At 61.1% G+C, this 25,122-nt stretch carries 20 protein-coding genes and 1 tRNA gene; 10 read left to right on the plus strand and 11 right to left on the minus strand.

The genetic code is table 11. The features are described from left to right. Window positions 1-207: 207 nt before the first annotated feature. Window positions 208-1,083, plus strand: coding sequence for a dienelactone hydrolase family protein (locus ACINK1_RS04085; protein WP_395759983.1), 876 nt, complete (start codon window positions 208-210; stop codon window positions 1,081-1,083). Here the strand turns inward: ACINK1_RS04085 and ACINK1_RS04090 are convergent. Continuing rightward, window positions 1,080-3,386: a xanthine dehydrogenase family protein molybdopterin-binding subunit gene (locus ACINK1_RS04090; RefSeq protein ID WP_395759984.1), complete on the minus strand. Its 2,307-nt coding sequence runs from the start codon at window positions 3,384-3,386 to the stop codon at window positions 1,080-1,082. The genes ACINK1_RS04085 and ACINK1_RS04090 overlap by 4 nt on opposite strands. A 261-nt stretch (window positions 3,387-3,647) precedes the next feature. Here ACINK1_RS04090 and ACINK1_RS04095 point away from each other — a divergent pair, with 261 nt between their 5' ends. Beyond that, window positions 3,648-4,619: a quinone oxidoreductase family protein gene (locus ACINK1_RS04095; protein ID WP_395759985.1), complete on the plus strand. Its 972-nt coding sequence runs from the start codon at window positions 3,648-3,650 to the stop codon at window positions 4,617-4,619. An 8-nt stretch (window positions 4,620-4,627) separates the two neighbouring features. Here ACINK1_RS04095 and ACINK1_RS04100 read toward each other — a convergent pair whose 3' ends face one another. The 5 genes from ACINK1_RS04100 to mdoH form a co-directional block, all read right to left on the minus strand. Next, window positions 4,628-5,791 carry a cytochrome P450 gene (locus tag ACINK1_RS04100; protein ID WP_395759986.1) on the minus strand — a complete coding sequence of 388 codons (1,164 nt, stop codon included), beginning with the start codon at window positions 5,789-5,791 and terminating at the stop codon, window positions 4,628-4,630. A 181-nt stretch (window positions 5,792-5,972) separates the two neighbouring features. Beyond that, the gene (locus tag ACINK1_RS04105; protein WP_395759987.1) at window positions 5,973-6,242 is read right to left on the minus strand and encodes a hypothetical protein; all 270 of its coding nucleotides are present in this window, start codon (window positions 6,240-6,242) and stop codon (window positions 5,973-5,975) included. A gap of 32 nt (window positions 6,243-6,274) precedes the next feature. Continuing rightward, window positions 6,275-7,261 carry a hypothetical protein gene (locus ACINK1_RS04110; protein WP_395759988.1) on the minus strand — a complete coding sequence of 329 codons (987 nt, stop codon included), beginning with the start codon at window positions 7,259-7,261 and terminating at the stop codon, window positions 6,275-6,277. Window positions 7,262-7,271: 10 nt separating this feature from the next. Beyond that, complete coding sequence (locus tag ACINK1_RS04115) at window positions 7,272-8,042, minus strand: FkbM family methyltransferase (RefSeq protein WP_376800448.1); 771 nt, start codon at window positions 8,040-8,042, stop codon at window positions 7,272-7,274. Then, the gene (gene mdoH / locus ACINK1_RS04120; protein ID WP_376800449.1) at window positions 8,042-9,829 is read right to left on the minus strand and encodes a glucans biosynthesis glucosyltransferase MdoH; all 1,788 of its coding nucleotides are present in this window, start codon (window positions 9,827-9,829) and stop codon (window positions 8,042-8,044) included. Before mdoH ends, ACINK1_RS04115 begins: the two co-directional genes overlap by 1 nt. A gap of 75 nt (window positions 9,830-9,904) precedes the next feature. On the opposite strand from mdoH, the gene ACINK1_RS04125 reads away from it, so the two are divergent. Genes ACINK1_RS04125 through ACINK1_RS04140 form a run of 4 tightly spaced genes read left to right on the plus strand, consistent with a single transcriptional unit; the run spans window position 9,905 to window position 13,200 of the window. Continuing rightward, window positions 9,905-10,897, plus strand: coding sequence for a zinc-binding alcohol dehydrogenase (locus tag ACINK1_RS04125; RefSeq protein WP_376800450.1), 993 nt, complete (start codon window positions 9,905-9,907; stop codon window positions 10,895-10,897). A gap of 10 nt (window positions 10,898-10,907) precedes the next feature. Further along, window positions 10,908-11,309, plus strand: a complete 402-nt coding sequence (locus tag ACINK1_RS04130) for a 6-carboxytetrahydropterin synthase (RefSeq protein WP_376800451.1) — start codon at window positions 10,908-10,910, stop codon at window positions 11,307-11,309. Further along, the gene (locus ACINK1_RS04135) at window positions 11,306-12,352 is read left to right on the plus strand and encodes a glycosyltransferase family 4 protein (protein WP_376800452.1); all 1,047 of its coding nucleotides are present in this window, start codon (window positions 11,306-11,308) and stop codon (window positions 12,350-12,352) included. Before ACINK1_RS04130 ends, ACINK1_RS04135 begins: the two co-directional genes overlap by 4 nt. After that, window positions 12,349-13,200, plus strand: a complete 852-nt coding sequence (locus ACINK1_RS04140; protein ID WP_376800453.1) for a class I SAM-dependent methyltransferase — start codon at window positions 12,349-12,351, stop codon at window positions 13,198-13,200. The genes ACINK1_RS04135 and ACINK1_RS04140 overlap by 4 nt, the downstream gene beginning before the upstream one ends. A gap of 242 nt (window positions 13,201-13,442) precedes the next feature. Here ACINK1_RS04140 and ACINK1_RS04145 read toward each other — a convergent pair whose 3' ends face one another. Then, window positions 13,443-15,134 (minus strand): DEAD/DEAH box helicase, encoded by a 1,692-nt coding sequence (locus tag ACINK1_RS04145; RefSeq protein ID WP_376800454.1) that lies wholly within the window; start codon window positions 15,132-15,134, stop codon window positions 13,443-13,445. Between the two features lie 343 nt (window positions 15,135-15,477). On the opposite strand from ACINK1_RS04145, the gene ACINK1_RS04150 reads away from it, so the two are divergent. Further along, complete coding sequence (locus ACINK1_RS04150) at window positions 15,478-15,873, plus strand: cupin domain-containing protein (protein WP_376800455.1); 396 nt, start codon at window positions 15,478-15,480, stop codon at window positions 15,871-15,873. A 105-nt stretch (window positions 15,874-15,978) separates the two neighbouring features. Here ACINK1_RS04150 and ACINK1_RS04155 read toward each other — a convergent pair whose 3' ends face one another. Continuing rightward, complete coding sequence (locus ACINK1_RS04155) at window positions 15,979-17,169, minus strand: GNAT family N-acetyltransferase (protein ID WP_376800456.1); 1,191 nt, start codon at window positions 17,167-17,169, stop codon at window positions 15,979-15,981. 494 nt (window positions 17,170-17,663) lie between these two features. Between ACINK1_RS04155 and ACINK1_RS04160 the strand changes: the two genes are divergently transcribed. After that, a complete protein-coding gene (locus tag ACINK1_RS04160; RefSeq protein ID WP_376800457.1) occupies window positions 17,664-18,953 on the plus strand; it encodes an esterase-like activity of phytase family protein in 1,290 nt (429 codons plus the stop codon). A 461-nt stretch (window positions 18,954-19,414) separates the two neighbouring features. Here ACINK1_RS04160 and ACINK1_RS04165 read toward each other — a convergent pair. Further along, window positions 19,415-19,489, minus strand: a tRNA-Asn gene (locus ACINK1_RS04165). A 135-nt stretch (window positions 19,490-19,624) separates the two neighbouring features. Between ACINK1_RS04165 and ACINK1_RS04170 the strand changes: the two genes are divergently transcribed. After that, the gene (locus tag ACINK1_RS04170; protein ID WP_376800458.1) at window positions 19,625-20,920 is read left to right on the plus strand and encodes an amidase; all 1,296 of its coding nucleotides are present in this window, start codon (window positions 19,625-19,627) and stop codon (window positions 20,918-20,920) included. 17 nt (window positions 20,921-20,937) lie between these two features. Here ACINK1_RS04170 and ACINK1_RS04175 read toward each other — a convergent pair whose 3' ends face one another. Beyond that, window positions 20,938-21,513 carry a hypothetical protein gene (locus tag ACINK1_RS04175; protein WP_376800459.1) on the minus strand — a complete coding sequence of 192 codons (576 nt, stop codon included), beginning with the start codon at window positions 21,511-21,513 and terminating at the stop codon, window positions 20,938-20,940. Between the two features lie 123 nt (window positions 21,514-21,636). On the opposite strand from ACINK1_RS04175, the gene ACINK1_RS04180 reads away from it, so the two are divergent. Next, window positions 21,637-22,494 (plus strand): TIGR01459 family HAD-type hydrolase, encoded by an 858-nt coding sequence (locus ACINK1_RS04180; RefSeq protein ID WP_376800460.1) that lies wholly within the window; start codon window positions 21,637-21,639, stop codon window positions 22,492-22,494. Window positions 22,495-22,497: 3 nt separating this feature from the next. Here the strand turns inward: ACINK1_RS04180 and ACINK1_RS04185 are convergent, their stop codons facing one another. Next, on the minus strand, window positions 22,498-24,798 hold the full coding sequence (locus ACINK1_RS04185; protein WP_376800461.1) for a hypothetical protein: 2,301 nt from the start codon (window positions 24,796-24,798) through the stop codon (window positions 22,498-22,500). Window positions 24,799-25,122 lie beyond the last annotated feature (324 nt).

Below are 25,122 nucleotides of genomic sequence, written 5' to 3' on the forward strand. Positions count from 1 at the left end.
GCCCTCGACCCGCATCGGGCCTGTGGCCAAAGAATGTCACCGCTGGGTGGCGGCTGGTCTTTCACCAGCCCATAGAAAAGCGCCTTTTTGGACGTTAAGTAAACCACCCGATACCTACGCGAAAACGCGTATTATGCGTGCTAGGCAGTGCGCCGCTGCCACGCTATGATCGCCTGACAACCTTCATGACCACGAAAGAGAAGCGCCATGGATGACAGCCGACATGATGTGCCTGCGAACGCCTGGGTGGAACAGCCGCGCGATGATGGCCGCCGCACTTTCCTGACCGCGAGCCTGGCAAGTGGTTTTGCTCTGGCTGTCCAGCCCGTTTCGGCTGAGACCATCATCACCGATACCAGCGGCCTGACCGCCGGCATGGTCGAGATGGCAACGAGCGATGGACGGATTCCCGCCTACCGTGCGCATCCGGCAGCGAGTGTTGCAGCGCCGGTTGTCGTCGTCGTTCAGGAAATCTTCGGCGTGCACGAGCACATCAAGGATGTCTGCCGCCGGCTGGCCAAACTTGGCTATTACGCGATTGCACCCGAGCTTTATTTCCGTGCTGGCGATCCGGCCAAACTGCCGGACGGGGCCACCATCGTGGCGCAGATCCTTCCCAGGATCACCGACAGGCAGGTGATGAGCGACATCGACAGCACCGTTGCTTTCGCCAAAGGTGAAGGGGCGCTGAGCGAGCGGCTGGGTATCACCGGCTTTTGCTGGGGAGGGCGTGTTGTGTGGCTGTACAGCGCCCATAATCCAGCCCTGAAAGCAGGCGTTGCGTGGTATGGCCGTATCACTGCGGCAAAGAGCGAGCAGACGCCTCAACACCCCATCGACATCGTCGGCGATATCAGAGCGCCCGTGCTTGGACTTTACGGCGCGGCTGATGCGGGCATCCCTGTCGAGGATGTGAAGAAGATGGAAGCAGCTCTAAAGGCAGCCGGAAAGAAGACCGAGATCGTCATCTACCCCGATACGCCGCATGGCTTCCACGCCGATTACCGCGCGAGCTATCGCGAGGCGAACGCCAGGGATGGATTCGACCGGCTGAAAGCCTGGTTCAAGGCCAACGGGGTCTAACCCCTCGGCTTAGAGTGGATTGCCCGCCACACGCGCTCGGGCGTTGCCGGCATATCGACACTGACACCCCATTCACTCAGCGCGTCCTGCAGCGCATTCATGACCGCCGGGCACGAGCCAACCGCGCCCGCCTCGCCGGCGCCTTTGACGCCGAGCGGGTTCGTGGTGCAGGCGACCTCGTGGAGCTTGACGTGAATGTCAGGCAGGTCGCCAGCACGCGGCAGCGCATAATCCATGAAACTTGCCGACAGCATTTGTCCGCTCTCGTCGAAAACGGTGCGCTCCATCAGCGCCTGGCCGATGCCCTGCGCCACGCCGCCATGGATCTGGCCGGCGACGATCATCGGGTTGACGATTGTGCCCATGTCGTCGGCAACAGCGTAAGATACGACACGCACGACACCGGTTGCCGGATCAAGCTCGATCTCGGCTGCATGACAGCCATTGGGGAAGGTATGGGCAGGCACCGGACATTCAACAGCGCCATCCAGAACGGCCGCCGGGTCCCGTCCGCGCCGGCGCAGCTCAGCGGCAAGCGTCATCAGCCCGATGCGCCGGTCAGTGCCGATGATGGTGAAATTGCCATCACGAAATTCAACATCGCTGGCGGCCGCCTCAAGCATTTCGGCGGCAGCGCTGCGGCCCTTGTCGACCACAAGCTGCGCGGCGGCATGAATGGCGCTGCCCTCAGAATAGAGCGAGCGGGCGCCACCAGTGCCGCCGCCCGATTTCATTCGGTCGCTATCGCCTTGCACGATGCGCACATGGGCAGGCTCGATCCCGAGGCGATCAGCAATGAGCTGGGTGTAGGCCGTCTCATGCCCCTGCCCGGTCGACTGAGTTCCAACCAGCACATCGACATGGCCGTCGGCGGCGAAACGGATTTCCGCGCGTTCGCTCGGATCACCGCCCGTTGCCTCAAGATAATAGCCGATACCGATGCCGCGCCGCAGCCCTTGCTTGCGGGCCAGGCGCTTGCGCCCGGCGGCTCCCTTCCAGTCGATGGCATCCAGCGCGATCTGCATGGTGCCGGCGAAATCACCCGAATCGTAGACCGACCCCAGCGCGGCCTTCCACGGCATCTCAGCGGATTTCACCATATTGCGTTTGCGCAGGACGATGCGGTCGATGCCCAGTTCGTCGGCAGCCCGATCAACCAGACGCTCCACGAGATAGTTTGATTCAGGCCGCCCGGCGCCACGATAGGCGTCAATGGCGGGAGTGTTGGTGAAGAGGCCCTCGACACGAGCATAGACCGACTGGAAACGGTAGACGGAGGGCAGCACCTTGGTGCCGGCCATCGTCGGGATGAAGACTGAAAAGGGCGAGAGATAAGCGCCCATCTCGGCGGTGTTGTGGACATCGAGTGCCAGGAAATGACCAGCCTCGTCGACAGCAAGGCGCGCGCGCATGATCTGCGAACGCCCGCCCGTATCCGACAAAAACGCCTCGCCGCGCTCAGCCGTCCATTTTACCGGCCGGCCATGCAGCCGGGCGGCGAAGGCACACAGGGCATATTCGGCATAGACAAAGATCTTCATGCCAAAGCCACCGCCGACATCGGGCGTCAGCACCTGGACATCCTCGTTCCTCACGCCGATGACAGGTGCCAGCGCATTGCGCAGCCAGTGCGAACCTTGCGTACCGGCATGAATACGGAAACGACCTTTGACGAATTCGGCGTTACACGCCCGCCCCTCCATGGAGGCAACGACCACACGATTATTGTCGACCTCGACCGAGACGATCCTGGCAGCTCTGGCGAAGAGCGCGTCGGATTGTGCCTTGTCACCGATCTCCCAGTCAAAGCAGCGATTGGCGGGAGCATCGGACCATACCAGTGCCGCGTCCTCACGGGCAGCTGCCTGCATGGTGCTGACGGCAGGCAATGGCGCATAATCGATGCTCACCGCCTCAGCGGCTTCCCGCGCGATCGCGAGGCTATCCGCAACGATGAGCGCGACCGGATCGCCGACATGGCGCACCGTGTCGCCGGCAAGCAGGGTACGCGTTGGATTGGCGCGCCTCGTGCCGTCACGATTATCCATCGGCACATCGCAGCGAATGCGTTTCAGTCCTGCCGCCTCGACATCGTCCAGCAGATGAACACCCAGAACGCCAGGAAGAGCGCGGGCGGCGGCAACATCAATCGCCTTGATCCGGGCATGGGCATGTGGTGAGCGCAGGAGATAAGCATAGGCCTGACGCGGCAGAATGATGTCGTCGGTGTAACGTCCCTCGCCGCGGATGAAGCGCTGATCTTCAACACGACGCACCGGCTGGGCCACTCCGAAACCTGACATGTCAATCTCCTTTTGCCACGTCACTTTAAAGCCTGCGATTCGTTTGGAAAGGGGTGTTGATCACGCTGGCTGGTCGGCGCCACGGTGATTTGCCGCAAGAAGCAAGCCCATTTCAGCGGTTACCCACAATAACCTTCATCGTTTTACCTGCCGAGGGCTTTTCATTCGCCGTCAGCGGCTGTCAACTCAGGCGATGCGCGAGGTCTGGTCGCGCGATCAAACGAACAAGCAGGCACCACCCTGCGGAAAGCGAGACGAATTATGGTCAAGGCCATTCGCATACAAAAACCCGGCGCCGCCGATCAGATGAAGCTTGAGGAGGTCGTTCTCGGCGCGCCGAAGGCTGGCGAAGTGCTGGTGCGCCACACCGCAATCGGTGTCAACTTCATCGATATCTATCACCGCAGCGGCGCCTACCCGCTCACCATGCCTCACGGCATCGGGATGGAGGCGGTGGGCGTGGTTGAGGCCATCGGCAAAGGTGTCAGTGATTTCAAGATCGGCGAGCGTGTCGGACATACGGGCGGTCCTCCGGGCTCATATGCGGAGAAATGCCTTTACAAGGCGGATCGTCTGATCAAGTTGCCAAAATCCGTTCCCGACAAAATCGCCGCGACGCTGATGCTGAAGGGCATGACGGCACGCTATCTGTTGCGCCAGACCTATAAGGTCCAGAAAGGCGATTTCGTCCTCGTGCATGCGGCGGCCGGTGGCATGGGCCTGCTGCTCTGCCAGTGGGCCAAGGCGCTGGGCGCCAAGGTGATCGGCACGACCTCCTCGCCGGCCAAGATGGCGCTTGCCAAAAAGAATGGCTGTGCCTTCCCGATCAACTACACGAAAGAGGATTTCGTGAAGAAGGTGATGCTGATCACCAAGGGCAAGGGCGTGCAGGTCGTTTATGATGGCGTCGGCAAGGACACTTTCCTCAAATCGATGGAATGCCTTGATACGCGCGGACATCTGGTGTGCTTTGGTGCAGCCTCAGGTCAGCCAGCCCCCTTTGTGCTGGCCGCGCTTGGTCCAAAATCCCTGTTCGTGACACGCCCGAGCCTGTTCAACTACGTGCTGACGCGGGCCGATCTGGTGGCAAACGCCAAGGAGGTCTTCAAGGCCTACGAGACGGGCATGTTCAAGGTGCAGAAACCCAAGGAATACAAACTGGCTCAAGCAGCGCAGGCCCACAAGGATCTGGCGGGCCGGAAAACCACAGGGCCCAGCATCCTGATCCCTTGAGGCGATCCTCAGCCAAGGGCGATTTGCATCGCCAGTGGCGCACGAAATGTGGTGGAAGGGTTCCAGGCGAGCCCTTTCACATCCACCTCATAGTCGGGAATGCCTTTTAGAAATTCCTGCATGGCGGTGCGGGTGACGAGGCGCGCCATCAGCGTGCCAAGACAAATATGCACGCCGCCGCCAAAGCCCAGATGATCACGCGGATAGCGCGCGATGTCGTAGACGTCCGGGTTCACATATTTGCGCTCGTCGCGATTGCCGGCGCCATAGGCAAGGCAGACAAACTGCCCTGCCTTCATCTCGACGCCGTGGACGATCTTGTCCTCAAGCAGGACGCGACGGAAGCGTTGCGCGGACGTGTTGTAGCGCAACGATTCCTCGATCGCCTGCCCCATGAGCTGCGGTTCGCCCACCAGACGGCGCCGCGCGGCGGGGAAGGTTGCGAGGTTGAGCGCAAACATGGTCATGAAGCTTGACAGCGATTCGACGCCGGCCATCACCAGCGTCATCGATGTCATGACGATCTCAGCTTCGGCAAGGCGATCGCCATCGACTTCGGCGGCGATCAGCCGGGAGATCAGATCCTCGCGCGGCGATTGCCGACGCTCGGCAACCTGCAAACGGATATAGTCCACCATGTCCTGGAAAGCCTGGACATGTCGCGCCTCCTTGCGCCGCGTCACCGGATCGGTCTGGATCATGGTGACGACACGGTTGCGGATGATGGCGTGATCTTCCTCCGGAAGCCCCATGAGCTGGAACAATGTTCCAACCGTGATACGGCTTGAGAAGACGTTGATGAAATCGCCACCTTTTGCCGCCCGCAGCTCATCGATGGCGGCTTTGGCAATCGCCGTCGTCGGCGCTTGCAGCTGGTCGACGCTGCGTTTGGTGAACGCCGCCTGGACGAGCGCGCGCAAACGATCATGGCGCGGCGGATCGGTCGAGCCCAGCGTCGACCCCGCCCGCCCCGGCAATTCGTCCATCAGATTGCCTTGCGAGGATGAAAATATCTGCCAGTCACTGAGCGCGCTGGCGATGTCAGCATAACGCGACAGAACAAACATCTGTGCTTTATCGCTCCAGTAACAGGGGAATTCGTCGCGCAGCCGCTTGTAGGCGGGGAACGGATCGGAATCTGTTTCGGGCGCATAGGGGTCAAAATCGAACATGGATGGTCCATTGCAAGGAGACGGTGCAGCATAGACGTCACCGGGCGCCATGCCAGCACCGTCTCGTGATAATTCTTATATCGTCAGCGCGCCATCAGCGCTTTGCGGAAAACAATCTTGTCCTCGCCTGCCTGATAGAAATCACGGATGCGGGCCAAGTTGTTACGAACAGGCGCAAAACCTAATTCGGTTTGACAGTGGTTGGCTGGGGGGCCTTGCCACGCGCCTGCTGCTTCACCACCTGTTGATGATATAGCGCCCCCGCATCGACACGCGGCTGTGCCGGGGTCGGTGCGGTGATCGTAGCCGGTGGCGGAACGACAAGCCCTTGTACCTGCTGCTGGCGCGCCCGCTCGTGGGCGAGGAGCCCGTGATCAACCGGCTGGGCGTTCACCGCAATCGATGTCAGCAACGCCAGCAGAAGCATTGGCACAGCACACGCTCTCTCCATCGCTCTCTTCCTTCGCCCGCCCGGACTGCCGGCTAATTCGCTGTGGGCTTGGCAGGGCCGCTGCCGCGCGCACTACCATCATCGCGAAAATCGCCAAAGATCATATCGGGTGCCGAGGTGTTGTGGCGCGAATGAACGGTGCGTCCGATCCACACTTCGGCGGCATTGACCTGCTTGACGTCGAGCATGCCGCCTTCGCGCCAGACCTCGGCTCCCGGCTCGCGCCAGCCAATACGCGCCGCGTCATTGTTGATATCACTCACATACATGGAGCGCAGAGCAGCGAACACGCCCTCACCCGGCACTGCTTTTTCAAGCGATGCATCAAGCGAGATGATGTCACGGTCGAGATAGCTGAGGCGCAGCCAGCCGGTGCCTCCGCGCATAAAGTTCATGTGAAAGGTGAGATTTTCCGGGTCGATACGCAACGCCGAGATATCGACAATCGGCCGTCCCTGCACTTCGACAGGCCCCACCAGAAAAGACGAGCCATAGGCGCTCCACGCCAGATGCTTGGGCGGCAGAGGGCGGGCGCGCCAGTAGCCATCGCCAGGATAAAGCACCAGAATCTCTTCGGCGCGATCATCGACCCGCGTCCATACCTGGATGAGGTGAATATCGCGAAAGACCTGCGTCCCGACGGTGATTGGTGGAGAATTCACCCGCCAGAATTTGGCAAAGGTGTAGCCGACGATCTGCCAGCTGGCGGTTTCGTAAAGCGTGACGCGGCGCGGCGTGAACGCATATTCGGGATCGGCAGGAAAGCCCGTGCAATTGTGCCAATCGGCAGAGGAGCGATCGACCGACAGGCCGCCGATATAGTTGGGATGGCGGGCATCGATGCGAAACGAGCGCAGTCGGGGAGAGGCCAGTTCGATCGTGACGTTGTCCTTTTCCGCGCACAATGTCGGCTCGGTCTTGTTGTTGACCCGCACCGGGATATCGCTTGCGATAACCGGCGACAGAAACATGATCTGCCCTGACATGGAGGCAAGCACGAATAAATGCAGCAGGCGCATCGAATAATCCTTATCGCTCCAGCAACGCATAGACGTCGCCGCTGTTGGCCTCGTGCGGCAATGAGGTGATATGGCGCGCCATGTCATCAGCGCTCACGGGCGCGCCCAGCGCCATTTTCTGGCTTTCGCCCAGCGCCAGGTTGAAGCGATAGGGCCCGAGGGCTGCAAGCCGCGCCAGGCAGGCAAAGGCAACATCGCGCTGGATGGTGGTGAACTCGAAGGAGAGTGCCGGCAGCGGCGAGGACAGGCCCGCCAGCACATCGGCTTCGAACCCTTCGACATCGATCTTGGCAAAGGCCGGCCTGCCATGGCGCGCCAGCAGGGCATCGAGCGTCGTGACGGGTACTTCGATCTCGCTGTCCCAGATCTGCCCCTCCCAGCCGGCAGCACCATCAGCAGCGGCCACAAAATCCCGCGAAGCCGTCGAGACGGTCGGGTTGCGCGTGTTGATCTTCATCACCAGTTTGCCCGCCTTGGCGCCAAGCGCACCGCGCAACAAGGTGACATCGCGGTCGCCGGCAAAAATCTGCTCGATGATTGATGCCGGGCCGGGCTGAGGTTCAACCGCCACCACGCGCGCGCCAAGACGTCTGAAGGCGGCTATACGGTCACCAACATGGCTGCCGATATCAAAGGCAAGGTCGCCCGGCTTGATGAAACCGGCGTAAAGCGCATCCATCGCTGCCGAGCGTTCGGGCGCCCCATGATAGGTGACAACCGAGCGCGCCAGGCCGACAAGGGCGGCGATGCGATCGGCACGTTGATCGCTGGGCGATGGCATCAGACGAACTTCGCGATCTCGGCCGGCGTGGCGAAATCCTCCGGGATACCGCACAGGCCGATGCGCTTTGACCACGCACCCAGTTCAGGCAGCGACGTCAGCACCGCAAAGGGAACGGCGGTCAGAAAGCCCAGCGTCAGCGGCAGCGACCACAGGGCGACGGTCGGATGAATGGCAAAGAGCGCGCCGAGAATGACGATACCAAACAGTGTCTGCGGCCACAGCGCCGTAACAGCCTCGCCCCATGTCAGGCGATGTGCATCGCGCGACTGGCCACCCCAGGCCGGCTTATCGCGCGAGACCAGGAGCGAGAGCATGAACAGCGTGATGCGAAACGTGGTGACAGCGCCAAGCAGAAACGAAAAGACAATCTCGGTCAGCGCGCTCAGCGCAAAATTGCCCGTGCCACCATAGCGCTTCGTGCCCCCTTTGGTGAGCGCGATATCGGCAAGCCCGGCAAGCTTTGGCATCAGGTACATGGTGAAAAACGTCAGATGCAGACCTATCGCCAGCCCGGCGGGAAAAACGGCGCTGCCGGCACGCTCGAAAGCAAGAACCGGTGACAGGGCGATGATCAGCGTCCAGGCGGGAACGCCGATGAACATGAGGATCGCCCACACCAGCTGAAAGCGGCTCATCGGTTTCAGACCCGGCAGGTCGAGGAGCCGCAGATATTGCAGATTACCGAGGCACCAGCGCAGATCGCGGCGCGAGAATTCGAAGATGGTCGGCGGGTTTTCCTCCCAGCTTCCCTGCTCTTCAGGCAGTACGCGCACCTCATAGCCGGCACGACGCATGAGCGTGGCCTCAACCTGATCATGCGACATCACCGGCCCGCCCAGAGGCGGCCCGCCAGGCAGCACCGGCAAATGACAGCTCTCGGTGAAGGGCTTGATCCGCACCAGCGCATTATGGCCCCAGAAGGGCCCGCATTCGCCCGTCCACCAGGCCTGCCCCATCGTGTAGGAGCGCATGCCATGGCGCATGCCAAACTGGAAGATACGGGCAAAGAAACTCCGCGAGGGCATGCCGACAACCAGGCTCTGGAGGATGCCGAGCCGGGGAGACGCCTGCATCATCCGCACATGGCGCACGATGGTCGAGCCTGCCATCAGGCTGTCCGCGTCAAGCGGCAGCATCAATTCGTAATTAGCGCCCCAACGCTCGCAAAAATCACGGACGTTGCCGGCCTTGAAGCCGGCATTGTCCACGCGCCGGCGATAAACGATACGATGATCGAGGCCCAGCTCCGCCTGCCAGGCGGCCACGCCCTGTTCTTCCGCCATCGCAACACCGGGATCACTGGTGTCAGAGAGAAGGAAATAATCGAACGCCTTGCCCTCGCTGGTGGCATCAAGCGAGGCTCGAACGGTCTTCAGCCGCGCAATCGCCCGTGACGGGTCCTCATTGCGCAATGTCATGAGGATGGCGGTGCGGATCGACAGCCTTTCATAGCCATCACCGCTTGTCGCGTAAGGGGCGACCCGTTCCTTGCCATTGTCGACACCATGCAGAAGCCACAGACCAACGACAGCGTTCCAGAAGCCCAGAACCGTCCATGGCGTGGCGATGGCGAAGGCCAGCAGAACCAGCACGGTCGCCAGCGAGAAACCATCGGCGCCGAGCACCCGGATGGCGACCGCGTTCATGGCAAGCCAGGTCACCACGTTCAGCGTCAGCATGAGAATACGGCGGCGGTTCAAATCGCTTAATTCACGGCTCACACTGGACGGAATGGCAGCAACCGGACTATTGGCGAAAGGAGAAGGGTCGGGGCGCAAGTTCATGTGGGCGACCAGGGTCAGAGGAAGGACAGGAAGGTGGCAGCAGGTGCTAACGGCAACGTCATGAACGGTCGATGTATGCCATCTGCAGCTTCGGCGCTATGGTATGTCGTGCCGGGGCACGCCGAATTGCGCTCTGAGCCGCTGGCGGCGCCAGGCGATGGCCATGCGCTGGTGCGCAGCCTTTTCAGCCTGGTCTCGCGCGGCACCGAGCGTCTTGTATTCACCGGTCAGGTGCCGCAAAGCGAGTGGCAGCGCATGCGCGCACCGCTGCAGGCCGGTGATTTCCCCTTTCCGGTTAAATATGGCTATGCCGCCGTCGGCGAGGTGATGGAGGGACCTGCCGATATCAGAGGGCGACATGTCTTTGCCCTTCATCCGCATCAGGACTGGTTTGTTGCGCCGCTATCATGGCTGACCGCGCTGCCTGCAGGATTGCCGCCACGGCGCGCCGTGCTCGCGGCCAATATGGAAACGGCGCTCAACGCGCTGTGGGACGGCGAAGCTCTGCCCGGCCAGCGGATTGTCGTGGTGGGGGCTGGTATCGTCGGCCTCCTCGTTGCCTATCTGTGTGCCAGATTACCGGGCGCGGACGTGACGGTTGCTGACGTCCTCACGCAGCGCAAAGCACATGCCGAGGCCTTTGGCGCCCGATTCTGCCATCCTGACGCACTCGATGACAGCGCCGATCTTGTCTTCCACACCAGCGCCCACCCCTCCGGTCTTGCCGCCGCACTCTTAGCCTGCGCCCATGAGGCGACGATTGTCGAAATGTCATGGTACGGAGAAAAACAGGTGGCGGCGGCGCTGGGTGGAGCCTTTCATGTGCGCCGCCTGCGCCTCATATCCTCCCAGGTAGGTCATGTGGCACCGGCGGTCCGCGCCCGCTGGAGCCATGGGCGCCGGCTCGCCAAGGCGCTTGAGCTCCTGCGGGACCCGGCACTTGACCGTCTGCTTGATCAGGACATCGCCTTCCACGACATGCCCGCCGCCTGCCCCGCTCTCTTTGCTGCTCAAGCAACTGGACTTACCGCTGTGATCGGCTATAGCGAGGCGCCGAAAGCCGGATAGTGGAGCTACCATGTACTCAGTCGAAGTCCGCGATCGCATCATGATCGCCCATTCCCTGCCCAACCCGTTCTTCGGGCCCGCGCAGAACATGCACGGCGCGACCTTTATCGTCGACGTGGCGTTTTTTCGTGAGAAGCTGACGGCGGAAAACGTCGTCGTTGATATCGGCGCCGCACTCACCGTCCTGTCACAGACGCTGAAGCCGCTCGCCTATCAGAACCTCGATGCGCTACCGCAATTCAAGGGTGTGCTGACGACGACTGAATTCCTGTGCCGCTATATTTTTGATCGTATGGCGGATGCCGTCAAAAATGGTGCACTCGGCAAGGATGCGAGTGGCCTTGCAAAGATCCGCGTGACACTGGTCGAGACCGACCTGGCGCGCGCGTCTTATGAAGGCAGCCCTGCTTGAGCCACTCATTTTTCGCCGTCCCAGGCGATCTTTCGGCTGCAACCGGCGGCTATGCCTATGACCGGCAGGTGATGGCTGAGTGTGCGGGCCGTGACTTCACGCTCACTCATTGCCCTCTGCCCGGCGGCTACCCTGATCCAAGCGACAAGGAGCGCCAGCAGACAGCACGGATTCTGGCAGCCTTGCCACGAGGGCTTCCCCTTCTCATCGACGGTCTGGCGCTCGGCGCCTTCGACAGCGCGACGATCGAAGCCATCCACTCTCCCCTGGTTGCGCTCGTCCACCATCCTCTCGCCTACGAAACAGGCTTGCCGGAATGGCGCCGCGCCATTCTGCTCACAAGCGAAAGACTGGCACTCGCCTCGGCACAGCGGGTGATCGCGGTCAGCCGGGCGACGGCGAACCTGTTGGTGGAAGAATATGGCGTGCCGGACAGCAAGATCACCATCGCCGAACCGGGAGTAGCCCGCGGGGCGCGGGCGCGGGGCTCGGGCGATCATCGCCTGTCGCTTCTCGCGGTTGGCGCCATATCGCCACGCAAAGCTTACCCCTTGCTGGTTGAAGCGCTGGCCAGCCTGCCCTTGCAAAACTGGCACCTGACAATCGTCGGCCCGGTTCTGGACACCAGCGAAGCGCAAAAAATCGAAGCCATCGTCCAGCGTCACGATCTTGGCGCCCACATCCGACTTGCGGGGCGGATTGATGCCGAGGCGTTGGCAGCCTGCTATGATAAAGCTGATCTCTTCGTCATGGCCTCCCTGTTTGAAGGCTATGGCATGGTGGTAACGGAAGCGCTCGCGCGCGGTTTGCCGATTGTCTCGACGACCGGGGGAGCACTGGACTCAACCGTGCCTGATGATGCCAGCCTCAAAGTGCCGCCAGGGGATGTTGCGGCGTTCGCCGGCGCCCTTCACAGCCTGATGGTTGATCGGCAATTGCGAACCGCCAAAGCGGAAGCAGCTTGGCAAAGAGCCTCCGATCTGCCTAGTTGGGCTCAGTGCGCGACAATGATCGTCAACGTCCTGAAAGGGGTTGCCCGATGAGCGGATTTTCGCCGGACTGGCTCCTTTTACGCGAACCAGCCGACCATGCGGCACGCGCCGGCAATGTCGCGGACGCGGTTACGGCACAGTTCGCAGCGCGCGGTGATATCACCATACTCGATCTGGGCTGCGGTGCCGGCTCAAACCTGCGCGGGACCTATCAGCTTCTGCCCAAGCACCAGAGCTGGCACATGGTGGATTACGATCCGCTGCTGCTGGAAAGCGCGCGTGACCAATTGATCCGCTGGGCCGACGAAGTCATCGCGGCGCCAGCAGGCAACCAGTCACTCACACTGATCAAGGGCGAACGCACGATCAACGTTCACCTGGTTGCCGCCGATCTGGCAAAGGGAATGGAGGAGGTTGTTCCCGACAAGGTTGACCTGATCACGGCTGCGGCCTTCCTCGATCTGTGCTCGCAAAGCTGGATCGATGGCTTTACGGCCGCCATCGCCAAAAGGGGTGTCGCCGTCTTCACGCCACTCATTTACGATGGCCGTGACCGGTTCGATCCGCCTCATCCTGATGATTACGACATGCTGGCTGCCTTTCATAAGGATATGCTGCGCGACAAGGGATTTGGTCCAGCGATTGGCCCGAAGGCTGCCGAGGTCTTTGGCAATGCGTTACAGAAGGCCGGATATCGCGTGCTGCTGGGGGATAGCCCGTGGGAGCTTGACGTTTCCGACACGCTGGCAATCGCGCTGGCTCAAGGCTTTGCCGAAGCCGTGACGGCGGGCAGTGAGATCGACAATGACGTCGTCGAACGCTGGCTTGATTACCGGCTTGAACACGGGACGTGGAAAGTCGGCCACACCGACGTTTTCGCGGTCAGGCGGAGAGGGTGAATCATCTTGGAACGAGAACGTTTTCAGCGGTTTGACATACGTTCCTGAGGTTACGAATCTACTGCAACTCGTGCTGTCCACCAGCTGATCTGCAAAGATCAGCGCGCGCCGTCTCCGGCGTTTGCCCCGGGTTGTCAAAAAAGATACCCGCGCTGTGAAAACACGTTCACAGCGCGGGCGATGTCGTTTCAATCCTTCATATTTTCATGCTGGGCTGCGGCAGGTGCGCCCCAACATAGCTCTCAGCGCGCCGGGCGCGGACGCTTGGCTGTGCCGCTCTTGTCGAGCCAGCCCACCCGCTCGCCACCAGCGGCCCGCTCGCCCCCTGCACGCTCGCCATGAGGGCGGGCAGTGCGAGGGCGGTGACCGTGAGGGCGCGGTTCAGCGCCGCGTTCGCCAGCTGGACGATGGTCTGATGCTTGCTCGCCGCGACGTGGATCGGGAGCACCCTGCTCGCGGGGGCGGTATTCGGGGCGACGCGGCTTGGCTGCATGTCCCTCGCCGCGATGGAGATCAGGCGACCATGGGGTGGGGGCCCGAGCATCGCGGGGCCGCGTCTCCTGATCGCGACCGCTGTGGCGGATACGCTCCTCCGATGACCGCTCATCGCGCTGGCGATCTTCCGGGCTGCTGCCTTCGCCGCCGCGATGGTCGACATGACGCCCGCCTTGCGGACGCCCCTCGCCAAACCGACGCTCGCCGCCGGGGCGTCCAAAACCTGGACGACCCTGCGGACGTCCACCGAACGGGCGGCCGGGCGATTTGCGCGGCGCTTCCTCGACGATTTCTTCCCGCCCGCCGTCAAAGCCCGGCGGCATCGGCATCACTGTTACCTGCTGGCGGATCAGCTTTTCGATGCCACGCAGCAAAGGCCGTTCCTCGCCATTGCAGAAGGAAATGGCGATACCGGCAGCGCCGGCGCGCGCGGTGCGGCCGATGCGATGCACGTATTGCTCTGGCACATGCGGCAATTCGTAATTGAAGACATGGCTCACCGCATCGATATCGATGCCGCGCGCGGCGATATCGGTTGCAACCAGCACCCGGCAGCGTCCGGTCTTGAAATCGCTCAAGGCCCGCTCGCGCTGGTTCTGGTTCTTGTTGCCATGGATGGCGGCGGCATTGATATTGCTCTTCTCAAGCGATTTCACCACCTTGTCCGCGCCGTGCTTGGTGCGGGTGAAGACAAGGGTGCGGGTGATTGCCGGATCTTTCAGCAATTCCACCAGCAGCGCCTGCTTGCGCCCGCCCGAGACGAAGACCACATGCTGGTCGACGCGCTCGGCGGTGGTGGCAACGGGTGCCACTTCGACGCGCTTGGGATTGGTGAGGAAGGCGCTCGCCAGTTCAGCAATCGATTTTGGCATGGTGGCCGAGAAGAACAGGCTCTGGCGCTGTTTTGGCACGAGATTGACGATGCGGCGAAGGGCATGAATGAAGCCCAGATCGAGCATCTGGTCGGCTTCATCAAGCACCAGCACTTCGATGTCCTTGATCGTCAGCGCGCGCCGGTCAATGAGATCAAGCAGGCGGCCGGGCGTGGCAACGACGATGTCGACGCCGTGCGCCATTGCCTTTTCCTGGCTGTAGAGGCTGACGCCGCCGAAAACGACGTTGATCGACAGGCGCAGATGGCGCCCATAGGTCTTGCAGCTCTCGGCGATCTGGCCGGCAAGCTCGCGCGTCGGGCTTAAAATCAGAGCGCGGCAGGAGCGAGGGATACGCGGGCGCGGATTGTTAGCCAGGCGATGCAGGAGCGGCAGCGCAAAAGCCGCCGTCTTGCCGGTGCCGGTCTGGGCGATGCCGAGCAAATCGCCGCCTTCCATCACCAGCGGGATCGCCTGCACCTGGATCGGAGTGGGTGTGACATAGCCTTCGCTGGCGAGCGCCTTTTCAAGAGGCGCCGCGAGGCCGAAATCAGAGAATTGGGTCAAGATGTATCTTTCGAATCGAGTATGCGTCCCCGCGCCCTCGAAATAAGGGCGCAGAAGCGCGGGGGAAGACCACCCGCGTGACATGGGCTGTCGATGAGTTTCGAGGAGTGGGGAAAGGCTTAGGGCTTTAAACTTGCCCGGTCACGCCGACTGTCCCGACCGCACCTGTTGCGGTGCAGCACGCCCTATGACAGGGGCGGGGTAAGAAGTCAAGAAAATAGTCCATATTTCAATATCTGAATCACCGCAGCGAAGATTCAGGCGAAAAAATCCTGTTTTGGCGCTATCTTTTGGCGTCATTACCATCAGCGCCGCGGGGTGGCCCCCTGGCAGGGAGAAATCTATGGAGATCAAACGCAGCGGCTCGCAGCCCTCCAGCACAGCATCGGCTGACTATTTCAGCGGCCATGTTCGGATCGACCCGCTGTTCAGCCCGCCCGAACCGGCGCGGGTGGCGATGGCGCATGTGACCTTCGAGCCGGGGGCGCGGACCGCCTGGCACACGCACCCTCTCGGCCAGACGCTGATCGTGACGGCTGGCTGTGGCTGGACACAACGCGAAGGCGGCCCGGTTGAGACGATCCGCGCCGGCGACGTCATATGGTTTCCCCCCGGCGAAAAGCACTGGCATGGTGCGACCCCAACCACAGCCGTCAGCCATATCGCCGTTCAGGAGAAACTCAACGGGAAAACCGCTGAATGGCTTGAACATGTCAGTGATGAGCAATACCGCGCCTGACAAATGGGCCGGGACGCCTGCGGCCATTTGGTTCAGATGATGGTCCATGGCGCGTTCGATTAGCTCAGGCAAAATCGAAACCGGTTTCCGCACCGCACGGACGCTCTAGGATGCGTCCGAAACGGGCCCGGCGGGGCGTCCGGTCAATCGGCGCAAGAGCGCGTTCGTGGCAATCCGCTCGCGGGCATGCCAGAAGGCGGCAGCCGACATGCCCTTCAGCGAAAGTGGCAGCAGCAGATTGTGAAGTGGCAGGCGACGGGCGCCAAAGCGCGTCTTGTATTCATAATCGCCCATTGCGAAATCGAAAAAACGGATCCCGCGCCCGATCGCGGTGCGGATCGTGTAATCGGTGACAATCGTGCCAAGCGAAAATCGCGTCCATTCCCCAAAGACATTGGCGAGCCGCAGGTAAACGAGATAATCGCCGTTGCGCACAGCAAAGCTGACGGCAAGTTTTTCGCTTCCGACCGAAAGTCCGCAAAGCAGGGTTTCTTGGCCAAGGAACCCTGTTTCGACAAGGCGGGAATAGAAGGCGGCCACGTTGGGCTCATTCAAATGGTATTGCTTGCCGATTTCGCCGATGCGGGTTTCCTGCATCCGGTCGAGGCAGGCAAGATCGGAATACGCAGCGGCAAGATCGGCGGGCGCGCTGGCCCGGGCACCCTCAAGATCGGCGAAACGACGGCGATGCCGGATCACGGATTGACGATGCGATTTGCCAAGGCCGTTCTGGTAGGCTTGCTCGGTAGCGGGCAATTCAAGGAGCCAGCCGGAAAACCGGTTCTGCCGTGCAGCAGGATGCGCGTGAAACGGGTTTTTGAGGCTGCCAACCATCGGGCAGAGCCGATCGAGGCGGAGGAGATCGGCGCGCGGCAAGGCGGCGCGCAGCAGCCGCCAGAGCGTCGCGGGATCGGGCAGGCTGGCATGGCGGGCGGGATCGAGCATGGGGGCGGCATAATCGGAGACGCCCAGATCCGGGGATTCAAGCACGAGGAGCGGCCCGATGCGCCGGCGAATGAGCGGCAGCGCCAGCAGAATCGTGCCTTGATGATCCTTCAATGTCACCAGAAACGGCTCGATGGCGGGATCGGCGGCGAAGATCTCGAACCATGCCGAAAGCCAGTGCCGGCTTTGGAACGGCGTGCAGGCCAGGGGCGCGACCTCGTCGGCAATCTCCCCATAGGCCCGGAACGGCGTGGATTGCGCAACAAACCCGGCCGCTTCTGCCATCGCACGAGGCAGAGTTGTCTCGCGCGGGCTCAAGAACTTGAGGGGCAGGCGAGCTTCGAGGATCATGCAATCTTCCCGCGCAACCGATAAGGCCCGGAAAGAAACCCTGAAAACATCTCGATTTCCTTTATAAGCGCGAGGCAAATCAGGGCCCATCGGGTTCATGGTCAAGGCTCGGTAAAGATCCTTTGGCCATCATTCCTTTGCCAGAGGTGGACACGCTTGCGCCTGTCACCAGGCAATGATCCTTTTCCGTCCTCCAGCGAGGAGCGGGGATTCCCGCATCGGCGAAGTGTCCACCTTTATGCCTCGTCGTCGGATAATGAAGAATTTTTCCGTCACTAAGCTTCTAACGGCGCCCGGAAATGATCTGTCGGTCATCCCCAAGAAAGCCCCTCGCAACGCCGCTTTCAACGGCGGCTCGGATTCGTTTCCGCGCAGGACTGGTTTCGTTTTTGTGACAGCCAGCCCGCACGTCATACCATGTTCACACAAGTCGGATTTGAGCAAAAGCGCGGTTTTCGGGGGGCATGGTCATGAAGCGCGTTGGTCTGGGTTTGGTGACTATTGTTCTTTGGCACACAGCGGCGCATGCGCTCGATGTTACGGTGCTCAACGAGGCTGATCCCGCGCAAAGGTTGCCTGTCATTCAAACCCCGGGGGGGCGAAACCTTGCCTATTCGCTCGGCATCGGCTCTGGCGCCTTCCGGCATCCGCAAGATCCGCCGAACATCTTATGGACCGTGGGCGATCGCGGCCCCAATATGACCTGCGGCGAGGCTGGCAATCTGCTTTCCAAGGACATTGGCGAGCTTTGCCGGAAACATCGCAATGGCCGGGTTTACCCCATGCCCGGCTATGTCCCTTCCATCTACAAGGTTGAGCTGGATCTTGTGGCGAACCAATTTCGGGTGATCGAGACCATTCCGGTCAAGACGCGCAGCGGCAAGCCAATTTCTGGCCTGCTGAACCCTCAAACCAAGGCGACGAAGGATACGGGGCTGGATATGTCCGGCAATGTTTTGCCTGACAATGCCGATAATCTCGACCTTGAGGGTCTCGTTCGCCTCTCGGATGGCAGCTTCTGGATCGGCGAGGAGATGGGACCATCCATTGCCCAACTATCCTCAGATGGGCGGATCCTGCGCCGCTTCGTGCCGGAAGACCAGGTTGGCGATTATCAGCGATCCGAGGCGGAGATTATCGGGGCCTTGCCGGCCGTCCTGTCGAAGCGGCAGGGAAATCGCGGGATTGAATCGATCGCCCTGTCGCCTGACGAGCAGTTTATCTATTTCATCCTGCAGAACCCGCTCGCCAACCCGAATGCCGCTACCTATGAGAAAGCAAAAAACACCCGGATTTTCAAGTTCGACCATCGCGCCGGCAAGCTTGTCGGGGAATGGGTCTATCAATTGGATGATCCGCGGAGCTTTGCTCTCGACCCTTCCGAAAAACAGAATGACCCGCGCATTTCCGAGCTGACCGCCTTGGGGCCAGATCGGTTGCTTGTCCTTGAGCGCACGGAAAAAACCACCAAACTTTACGAGATCGTACTGGCAGGCGCCGCCAATATCCTTGGATCGGCGTGGGACAGGGTGGAAACAAGCCCCTCGCTGGAAGGTGAGAATGATTTGGCCAAGTTGGGCCTCGTCCCTGTCAGCAAGACCCTGCGCTTTGATACTGCGCGCGATTTTAAGTCCGCGCCTGAGAAGATCGAAGGCGTGGCCTTCCTTGCCGATGGCGCCATGGTTCTCATCAATGACAATGATTTTGGCATTCGGGGTGACCAGACGAAAATCCTGATCGTGAGGGGTGCCGTCTCGCCCGATCCCATGGTTTATCGACGCTAGAGCGGGTTCCAACCCGATTGATTCCTACGGCCCTTGGAATGACCTGTTGGTCATTTCCGAGGGCCATAGGTATGAGGTGCATAGGAATTCGCGGCAAATTGCTCTAGGCATTTGATTGCGCATCATCTTTTTCCGCCAGCCGCAATCCACCTGGCGGGAGGATGCTCTAGCCGCACGCGCAATTTTGGTCGCCGCCTCAACGCGTCCTGGAGAGGCGGAAACCGAAGATAAGGTTGCCGACGTCCGGCCGGAGCCTGGCGCGAGACGCCCAAAGACTGTTCGCCAAGCAGGAACCGCGCGAAAGGCGCCGCTTGCTCAATTTCCTGCTATCGAATTGCACTTGGGAGGGCGGGAAGGTGGTCGCCAGGTTCCGCCAACCCTTTGACATGCTTGCGGAAACGATTCTCGAGACCTGAAACGAAAACGCGCCCGGAGGCGTTTTGGGGCGCGTTTTTGAAAAATGGCTCCCCGGGCAAGATTCGAACTTGCGACCAGCCGATTAACAGTCGGCTGCTCTACCGCTGAGCTACCGAGGAATGAGCGCTCATTTCGTCTGAGTGAGCGCGTATATCAGCCTCGCTTGCGCTTGTGAAGTCCATGTCGTCGATTGACGGACAGGCGATCAACCGGCGATGGTACACTTCGGCGATCATCGGCACTGGAGCAGGCACATGAAGAAAGCGCGCGAGCGATTGGAAGCTTGTTTGGCAAAGGCAGGCGAGCCAAAAGGCGAAGGCCAGCGCGTTTTCATCCGATTACTCAGTGAAAGTGCGCGCGAAGCAGCGGACGCCGCCGATCAGCGTACCAAGCGCGGTATCTCGCTGGGGCCGCTCGACGGGACGATCGTGTCGATCAAGGATCTGTTTGACATGGCAGGTGAGCCGACGACGGCGGGCGCCAAGGTATTGAAAAACGCACCAGCGGCGATCGTTGATTCGGGCGCAGCTGCCCGATTGCGCGCAGGCGGCGCCGTTCTCATCGGCAAGACAAACCTGTCGGAATTTGCCTTCCACGCCATGGGCACCAACCCGCATTTCGGCACACCGGGCAATGCGCATGACCGCACGCGCGTGCCAGGCGGATCGTCATCGGGTGCTGCCATTTCGCTCACCGACGGCATGGCCGAGATCGCGCTTGGCTCGGATACGGCCGGTTCGATCCGCGTGCCGGCTGCGCTCAATGGTCTGGTCGGATTCAAGCCGACGCAGAAGCGGGTATCGCTCAAAGGGGCTTTCCCGCTTTCCTTCACGCTCGATTCGGCCGGGCCGCTCGCTCGAACCGTCGCCGACGCCCACGCCGCCGACAGCGTTCTGTCAGGCGAGCCGCATCACGCCTTGCATGCCCAGGCCGTCAACGGATTGCGGTTGCTGCTCCCCAAGGGCGGCTTCACGCTTGAGGGGCTCGAGCCACATGTGGCAAGCGCGTTTGAAGGCGCGCTGGCGCGGCTCGCGGGTGCTGGCGCGCACATCATCGAAAAGCCGCTGCCGATTTTTGATGCGATGGTGGCGGTTCAGGCGCGCGCCGGCTTCTCGCCCATCGAAGCCCTCTATATTCACCGCGAGCGTATCGACAAGGAGCGCGAACATATGGATCCCGTGGTCGCAAGCCGCATCGAGCGCGGGCGTGGCGTTACGGCCATCGAATATCTCGGCATGATCCGCGAGCGCGCCGCGCTGGTGCAGGAGATCGACGAGGTGCTGGCACCCTACGACGCGCTCGTCATGCCAACCTCGCCCATTGTTGCGCCGTTGATCGCGGACGTATTGGCGAGCCTCGAGGCCTTCATGCCGAAGACCCTGGCACTGATCCGCAATCCGATCATCGCCAATTTCTTCGATCTGTGCTCGGTATCGCTGCCAGCGCCGACCGACGGACTACCGGTCGGTATCATGTTCACTGCCCGCCACGGCCATGACAAGCGCCTGCTGGCGATCGCCGCCGGTATCGAGGCGGTTCTGGCAACATAGCCAGACGAGCTTGATGATCAGACCGGTTTGGTGGTGCGCTTGTAGAGAAGGAGCGTCTTATAGCTTCCTGCCGGTTCGATGATGCCGCGCGACACCAGTTCAGCAACGTCCTTTTCCGCCGAATTCCACGCATAGCTGCCGGTATAGAACAAAAACCAGCCACCGGGCCGGGTGACCTTGGCAAGCTCAAGCCCGACCTCAAGATCGGTAAGTGCGCCATAGGCATCATTCTTCTCGGTACGGAATTCGCGCAAATGGAACAAGGTTACCACATCAAGTGGCGGCAAGAGGCGAGCATTGAGGGTGTAAATATCTCCGAAATAACAGACGTAATGCTTTGAAACTTCAGGATTTTCGATGAGAAGTTTTACGTAATCATCATATTCCTGCGGTGCAGCCGTGATCGACAGGCAGACATTACCAAGCCCGTCGCGCGCGCATTCAACACCCACGTGATGATGTCCGCCGGAGCCGAAATGATAAAGCGTGCTGTGTTTTACGCCGATTTCCTTCAGCCACTGGGTGAAATGGATATCGCAAGGGCATTGCTCTTCGCTCAGGCCCCAGTAGGCATCCCAGAAATGCAAGCTCATCGTATGTCCCCATGAACAATGTCGCCGGCAAACTCTGTTGTTACGGCTGAACCCATCGTGAATGGATTTATCCTCGCACCCGGCTGGCCGAGCCTGTAACAGGCAGTGAAGGAGACGCTCATCATGGTCGAACTTCTCACCGGCGCGGGCGCGCTGATCAGCCGCTACGAAGTCCTGTTCTGCGATGTCTGGGGCGTGCTGCATGACGGGCGCACCGCCTATCCCGGAGCCAATTCCTGCCTGCCGCGCTTCCGCGCCGGTGGCGGGCGCGTTATTCTTGTATCGAATGCCCCGCTGCCAGGCGATGCGGTTGCCGGCGTACTGGACAGCAAGGGCGTGAGCCGGCTGGCGTGGGACGCGATTGTCTCGTCAGGTGATCTGACGCGCCTGCGCATGGCGGAACTGGGTTTGAACGCCATCCACCATATCGGCCCGTCGCGCGACCTGCCGCTGTTTGCAGGGCTGGTGCAAAAACTGGTTGCCTTCGACGCAGCCGAAGCGCTCGTCGTCACCGGCCTCGTTCATGATGCGCGCGAAACAGCGGACGATTACAGACAGCTGCTTGAGGCAGCGTTAGCAAAGCATCTGCCCCTCATCTGCGCCAATCCCGATCTCAGCGTCGAGGTGGGTGGCCGGTTCTATCCGTGTGCGGGGGCGATTGCCGCGCTCTATGCGCAGATGGGCGGAAAGGTGTGCTGGGAAGGCAAACCCTATCCTGCGGCCTATGAGCTGGCCTTCAAGGAGGCCGAAAAACTCGGCAACCGTCCGGTCAAACGCGACCAGGTGCTGGCAATCGGCGATGCGGTCCGCACCGATCTGGCGGGTGCGGCGCGGGCTGGCATCGATGCGCTCTTCATTGCCGGCGGCCTCCATCGCGAGGCCTTGATGGCCGGTGATGTCATTGATCAGCGCAAGCTTGATGAGGCGCTTGGCGACGAGGCGGCGACCACGCGCGCCGCCATGCCCTATCTCGTGTGGTGAGTGTCAGGGGATGGCGCGACGCAATTCCCGGATCACACCCAAGAGCGGGCGAAAGCTCATCGTGATACGCGACTGGCCATGCGGGATACGGACGGCACGAAACACCACATTGGCACGCAGAATTTCCGTGCTCCGGCCATCGACATCGGCAAACCACCAGGGGTGAAAGGCGTCATTGAGCACGAGGAAGCCGCCTCCGGCCGGCGCAGTTGCCTCGATCACGATGTCGGTATTGGCATAAGATACGAGCCGCGCCTCCCCTTTGCCGGGCTGGCCGGAAAAGCCACCCGGCAGACGCTCAAGAACAACCGTTTCCAGCGGATCGGCATTGGGCCACACACCGCTGACAAGCAGCGTCTTTGCAGGAGCCGCGACCGCGCCCGTTGTAACAAAGACCCGCGGCAAGGTCTGCGGATTTTCATAGAGATACGACCCGCCCGGCCTGCCGATAAGCGAGAGTTTTCCTTCAGGCAGCGCCTTGTCGACCGCCTCGATTGGCAGCGGGCTGACGATGAAGCGCAAACCCAGCAGCGCCGACAGCCGTGACGCATAACTGGGGAAAAGGGGCGTAAATCTGCGCTGATCCGGCAGGCCGATCGTGTCATCAGCACCCACAGCAGATGAATAAATGCCATCGCGCAGCGGATTATAGCCAAGCGTATGGTCAAGCCCGTGAACGAGGCTCGCATTGGGCCAGTGAAAGCCCAGGCCCACCAGTTCGACGCGGTCCTGAGCACCCTGCTCGCCGCGCTTGTTCAACGCGTCGCGCAAGGCGGCAATCACCGGATCATCGCTTTGCGGATCAAGGACGGCATAATTGGCAGGCGGCAGGCCGGTCGACGGATTGACGCCATTGTTCCAGACAAGATCGCCTGCGACCACCGCAATCGCCGCAAGCGCAAGCGGGCGCTGATGGCGCCGGTGCAACAGGACAGCTGCGGCAATGACAGCGATGGCGAGCGCCAGGAAGATTGCGGCCGTCAGCAGCGGCTCACCCGCTTTGAGCGGAAACTGCTTGAATGACAGCGCCAGCCACAACCCAGCGCCAAGGGCTGTCAGAGCCGCTATTGCCGCAACCGCAATCATCGCCCGCCGCGGCGCGGGATTGTCGCTCAGCAGGCGGTGGAGCGCATAACCAGCGAGAATTCCGGTGCCAGCACCGATCAGAAACAGCGCATCGGCGGGGCGCCGATACAACGCCACACCCGGCATCAGCTTGTAGTAGAGGGCGAAAAGCGGCGTGTACCAGCCCAACGCATAGGTGAGCAAAAACAGCATGGCGATGGTGAAGGGGCGGATGTCGCGGCGCCATAAAGCCGTCACGCGGGTGAGGATGAGCAGGATCGGCAAGGCGCCGCAATACATGACGAACATGTTCTGGGCGAGGAAGATGCCGGTCCAGTTCCACACGAAGCTCGGCGGCCCCCAGACCTCCGCCTGCGGTCCGCTGGAGCCGTAAAGATCGGCGATGAATAGGGTCAGAAAATGGGCGGGGTGAAGCGAGCCGCGCCCTGCACCTTCCAGATCGATCTCCGGCCGGTTGGATTGGGCGGCAAAGAGCGCCGACATGATGAGTGGCAAGGCGGTGATGAGCGCACCGGCTATGGCGGCAAGCGTCAGGGGCGGAAGGCTGCGGACAATTGCATCCGGCCTGCCCAGCCAATGGCGCAGGACGCTTGCCGCCAGCAAATAGCAGCCGAGCAAGGCGACCTGATCGCGCCCCAGGACCATCAGCCCGGCAAAGACCCCGGCGCACAGGCCATAGCCGAGCGGTTGGCGGCGCAAGCCGCGATCGAGGCACACGAAGGCCATAGGCAAATACACAAGCGAGAGAATCTGCCCGATATGCTGGACACGCCAGGCGGCGGCGGCACCAAAGGCAAAACAGAGAGCAGCGATCACCGCGCCCGCCCAGTGCCAGCGCCGATCGGCAAAAATGACAATGATCGCCATTGCGCCAAGACCCAGCATGGCAAAGGTCACCGCATCGGCGGCGATCATCGATGGCGAGGAGTTGAAGAGCGCCAGCAAGAGAAAAGGGGGCGAGAAAATCAGCGATTGCGGATCGGCGATCTGGGGATGACCGGCAAAGACGTTGTTGGCCCAAAACGGGCTATGGCCGCTATGAAGCGCTTCAGCAAGAAAAACGAGCTGGGGGTAGAAATGGGCCTTGGCGTCCCATGGAATGGTGACGCTACCGGAGAGCCACGGCCAGCAAAACAACGCCCATACGAGCCAGAACATCAGCCAGCATCGCCCGTAAGGCCAGTTTCGACCGAAGTTCGGCTCTGATTGTCCGGTCATTGACGAAGGGGCTCCCCGCACAAAAACAACATTCACGACAAGTTCAGATTAATCATGGCATTTGCTGCCGATAACTTCGGCGGGAATGGAAGAACTTTCGACGTGTCGCTCATGGCATGAGCGAGGTTGTTGATCTCTTGCACGTTTTTGAGTTTATGGACTTTCTTGTCAATGTTTTACCGTTTGATCGCTCACACACGCTGCGCTTGAACAATCAGGAAAGGCGAAAGCGATTTCACCCCGGGGACCGACCATTCACGACAGTTTCGCTCATTTTGAAGCTCAATCTCTGGTGATCGCCCAGCTCGGGCAATCGCTCGATGG

Origin of the sequence: Raskinella chloraquaticus (SeqCode), assembly GCF_021731865.1 — a bacterium.
Classification (GTDB): Bacteria; Pseudomonadota; Alphaproteobacteria; order Rhizobiales; family UBA4765; genus Raskinella; species Raskinella chloraquaticus.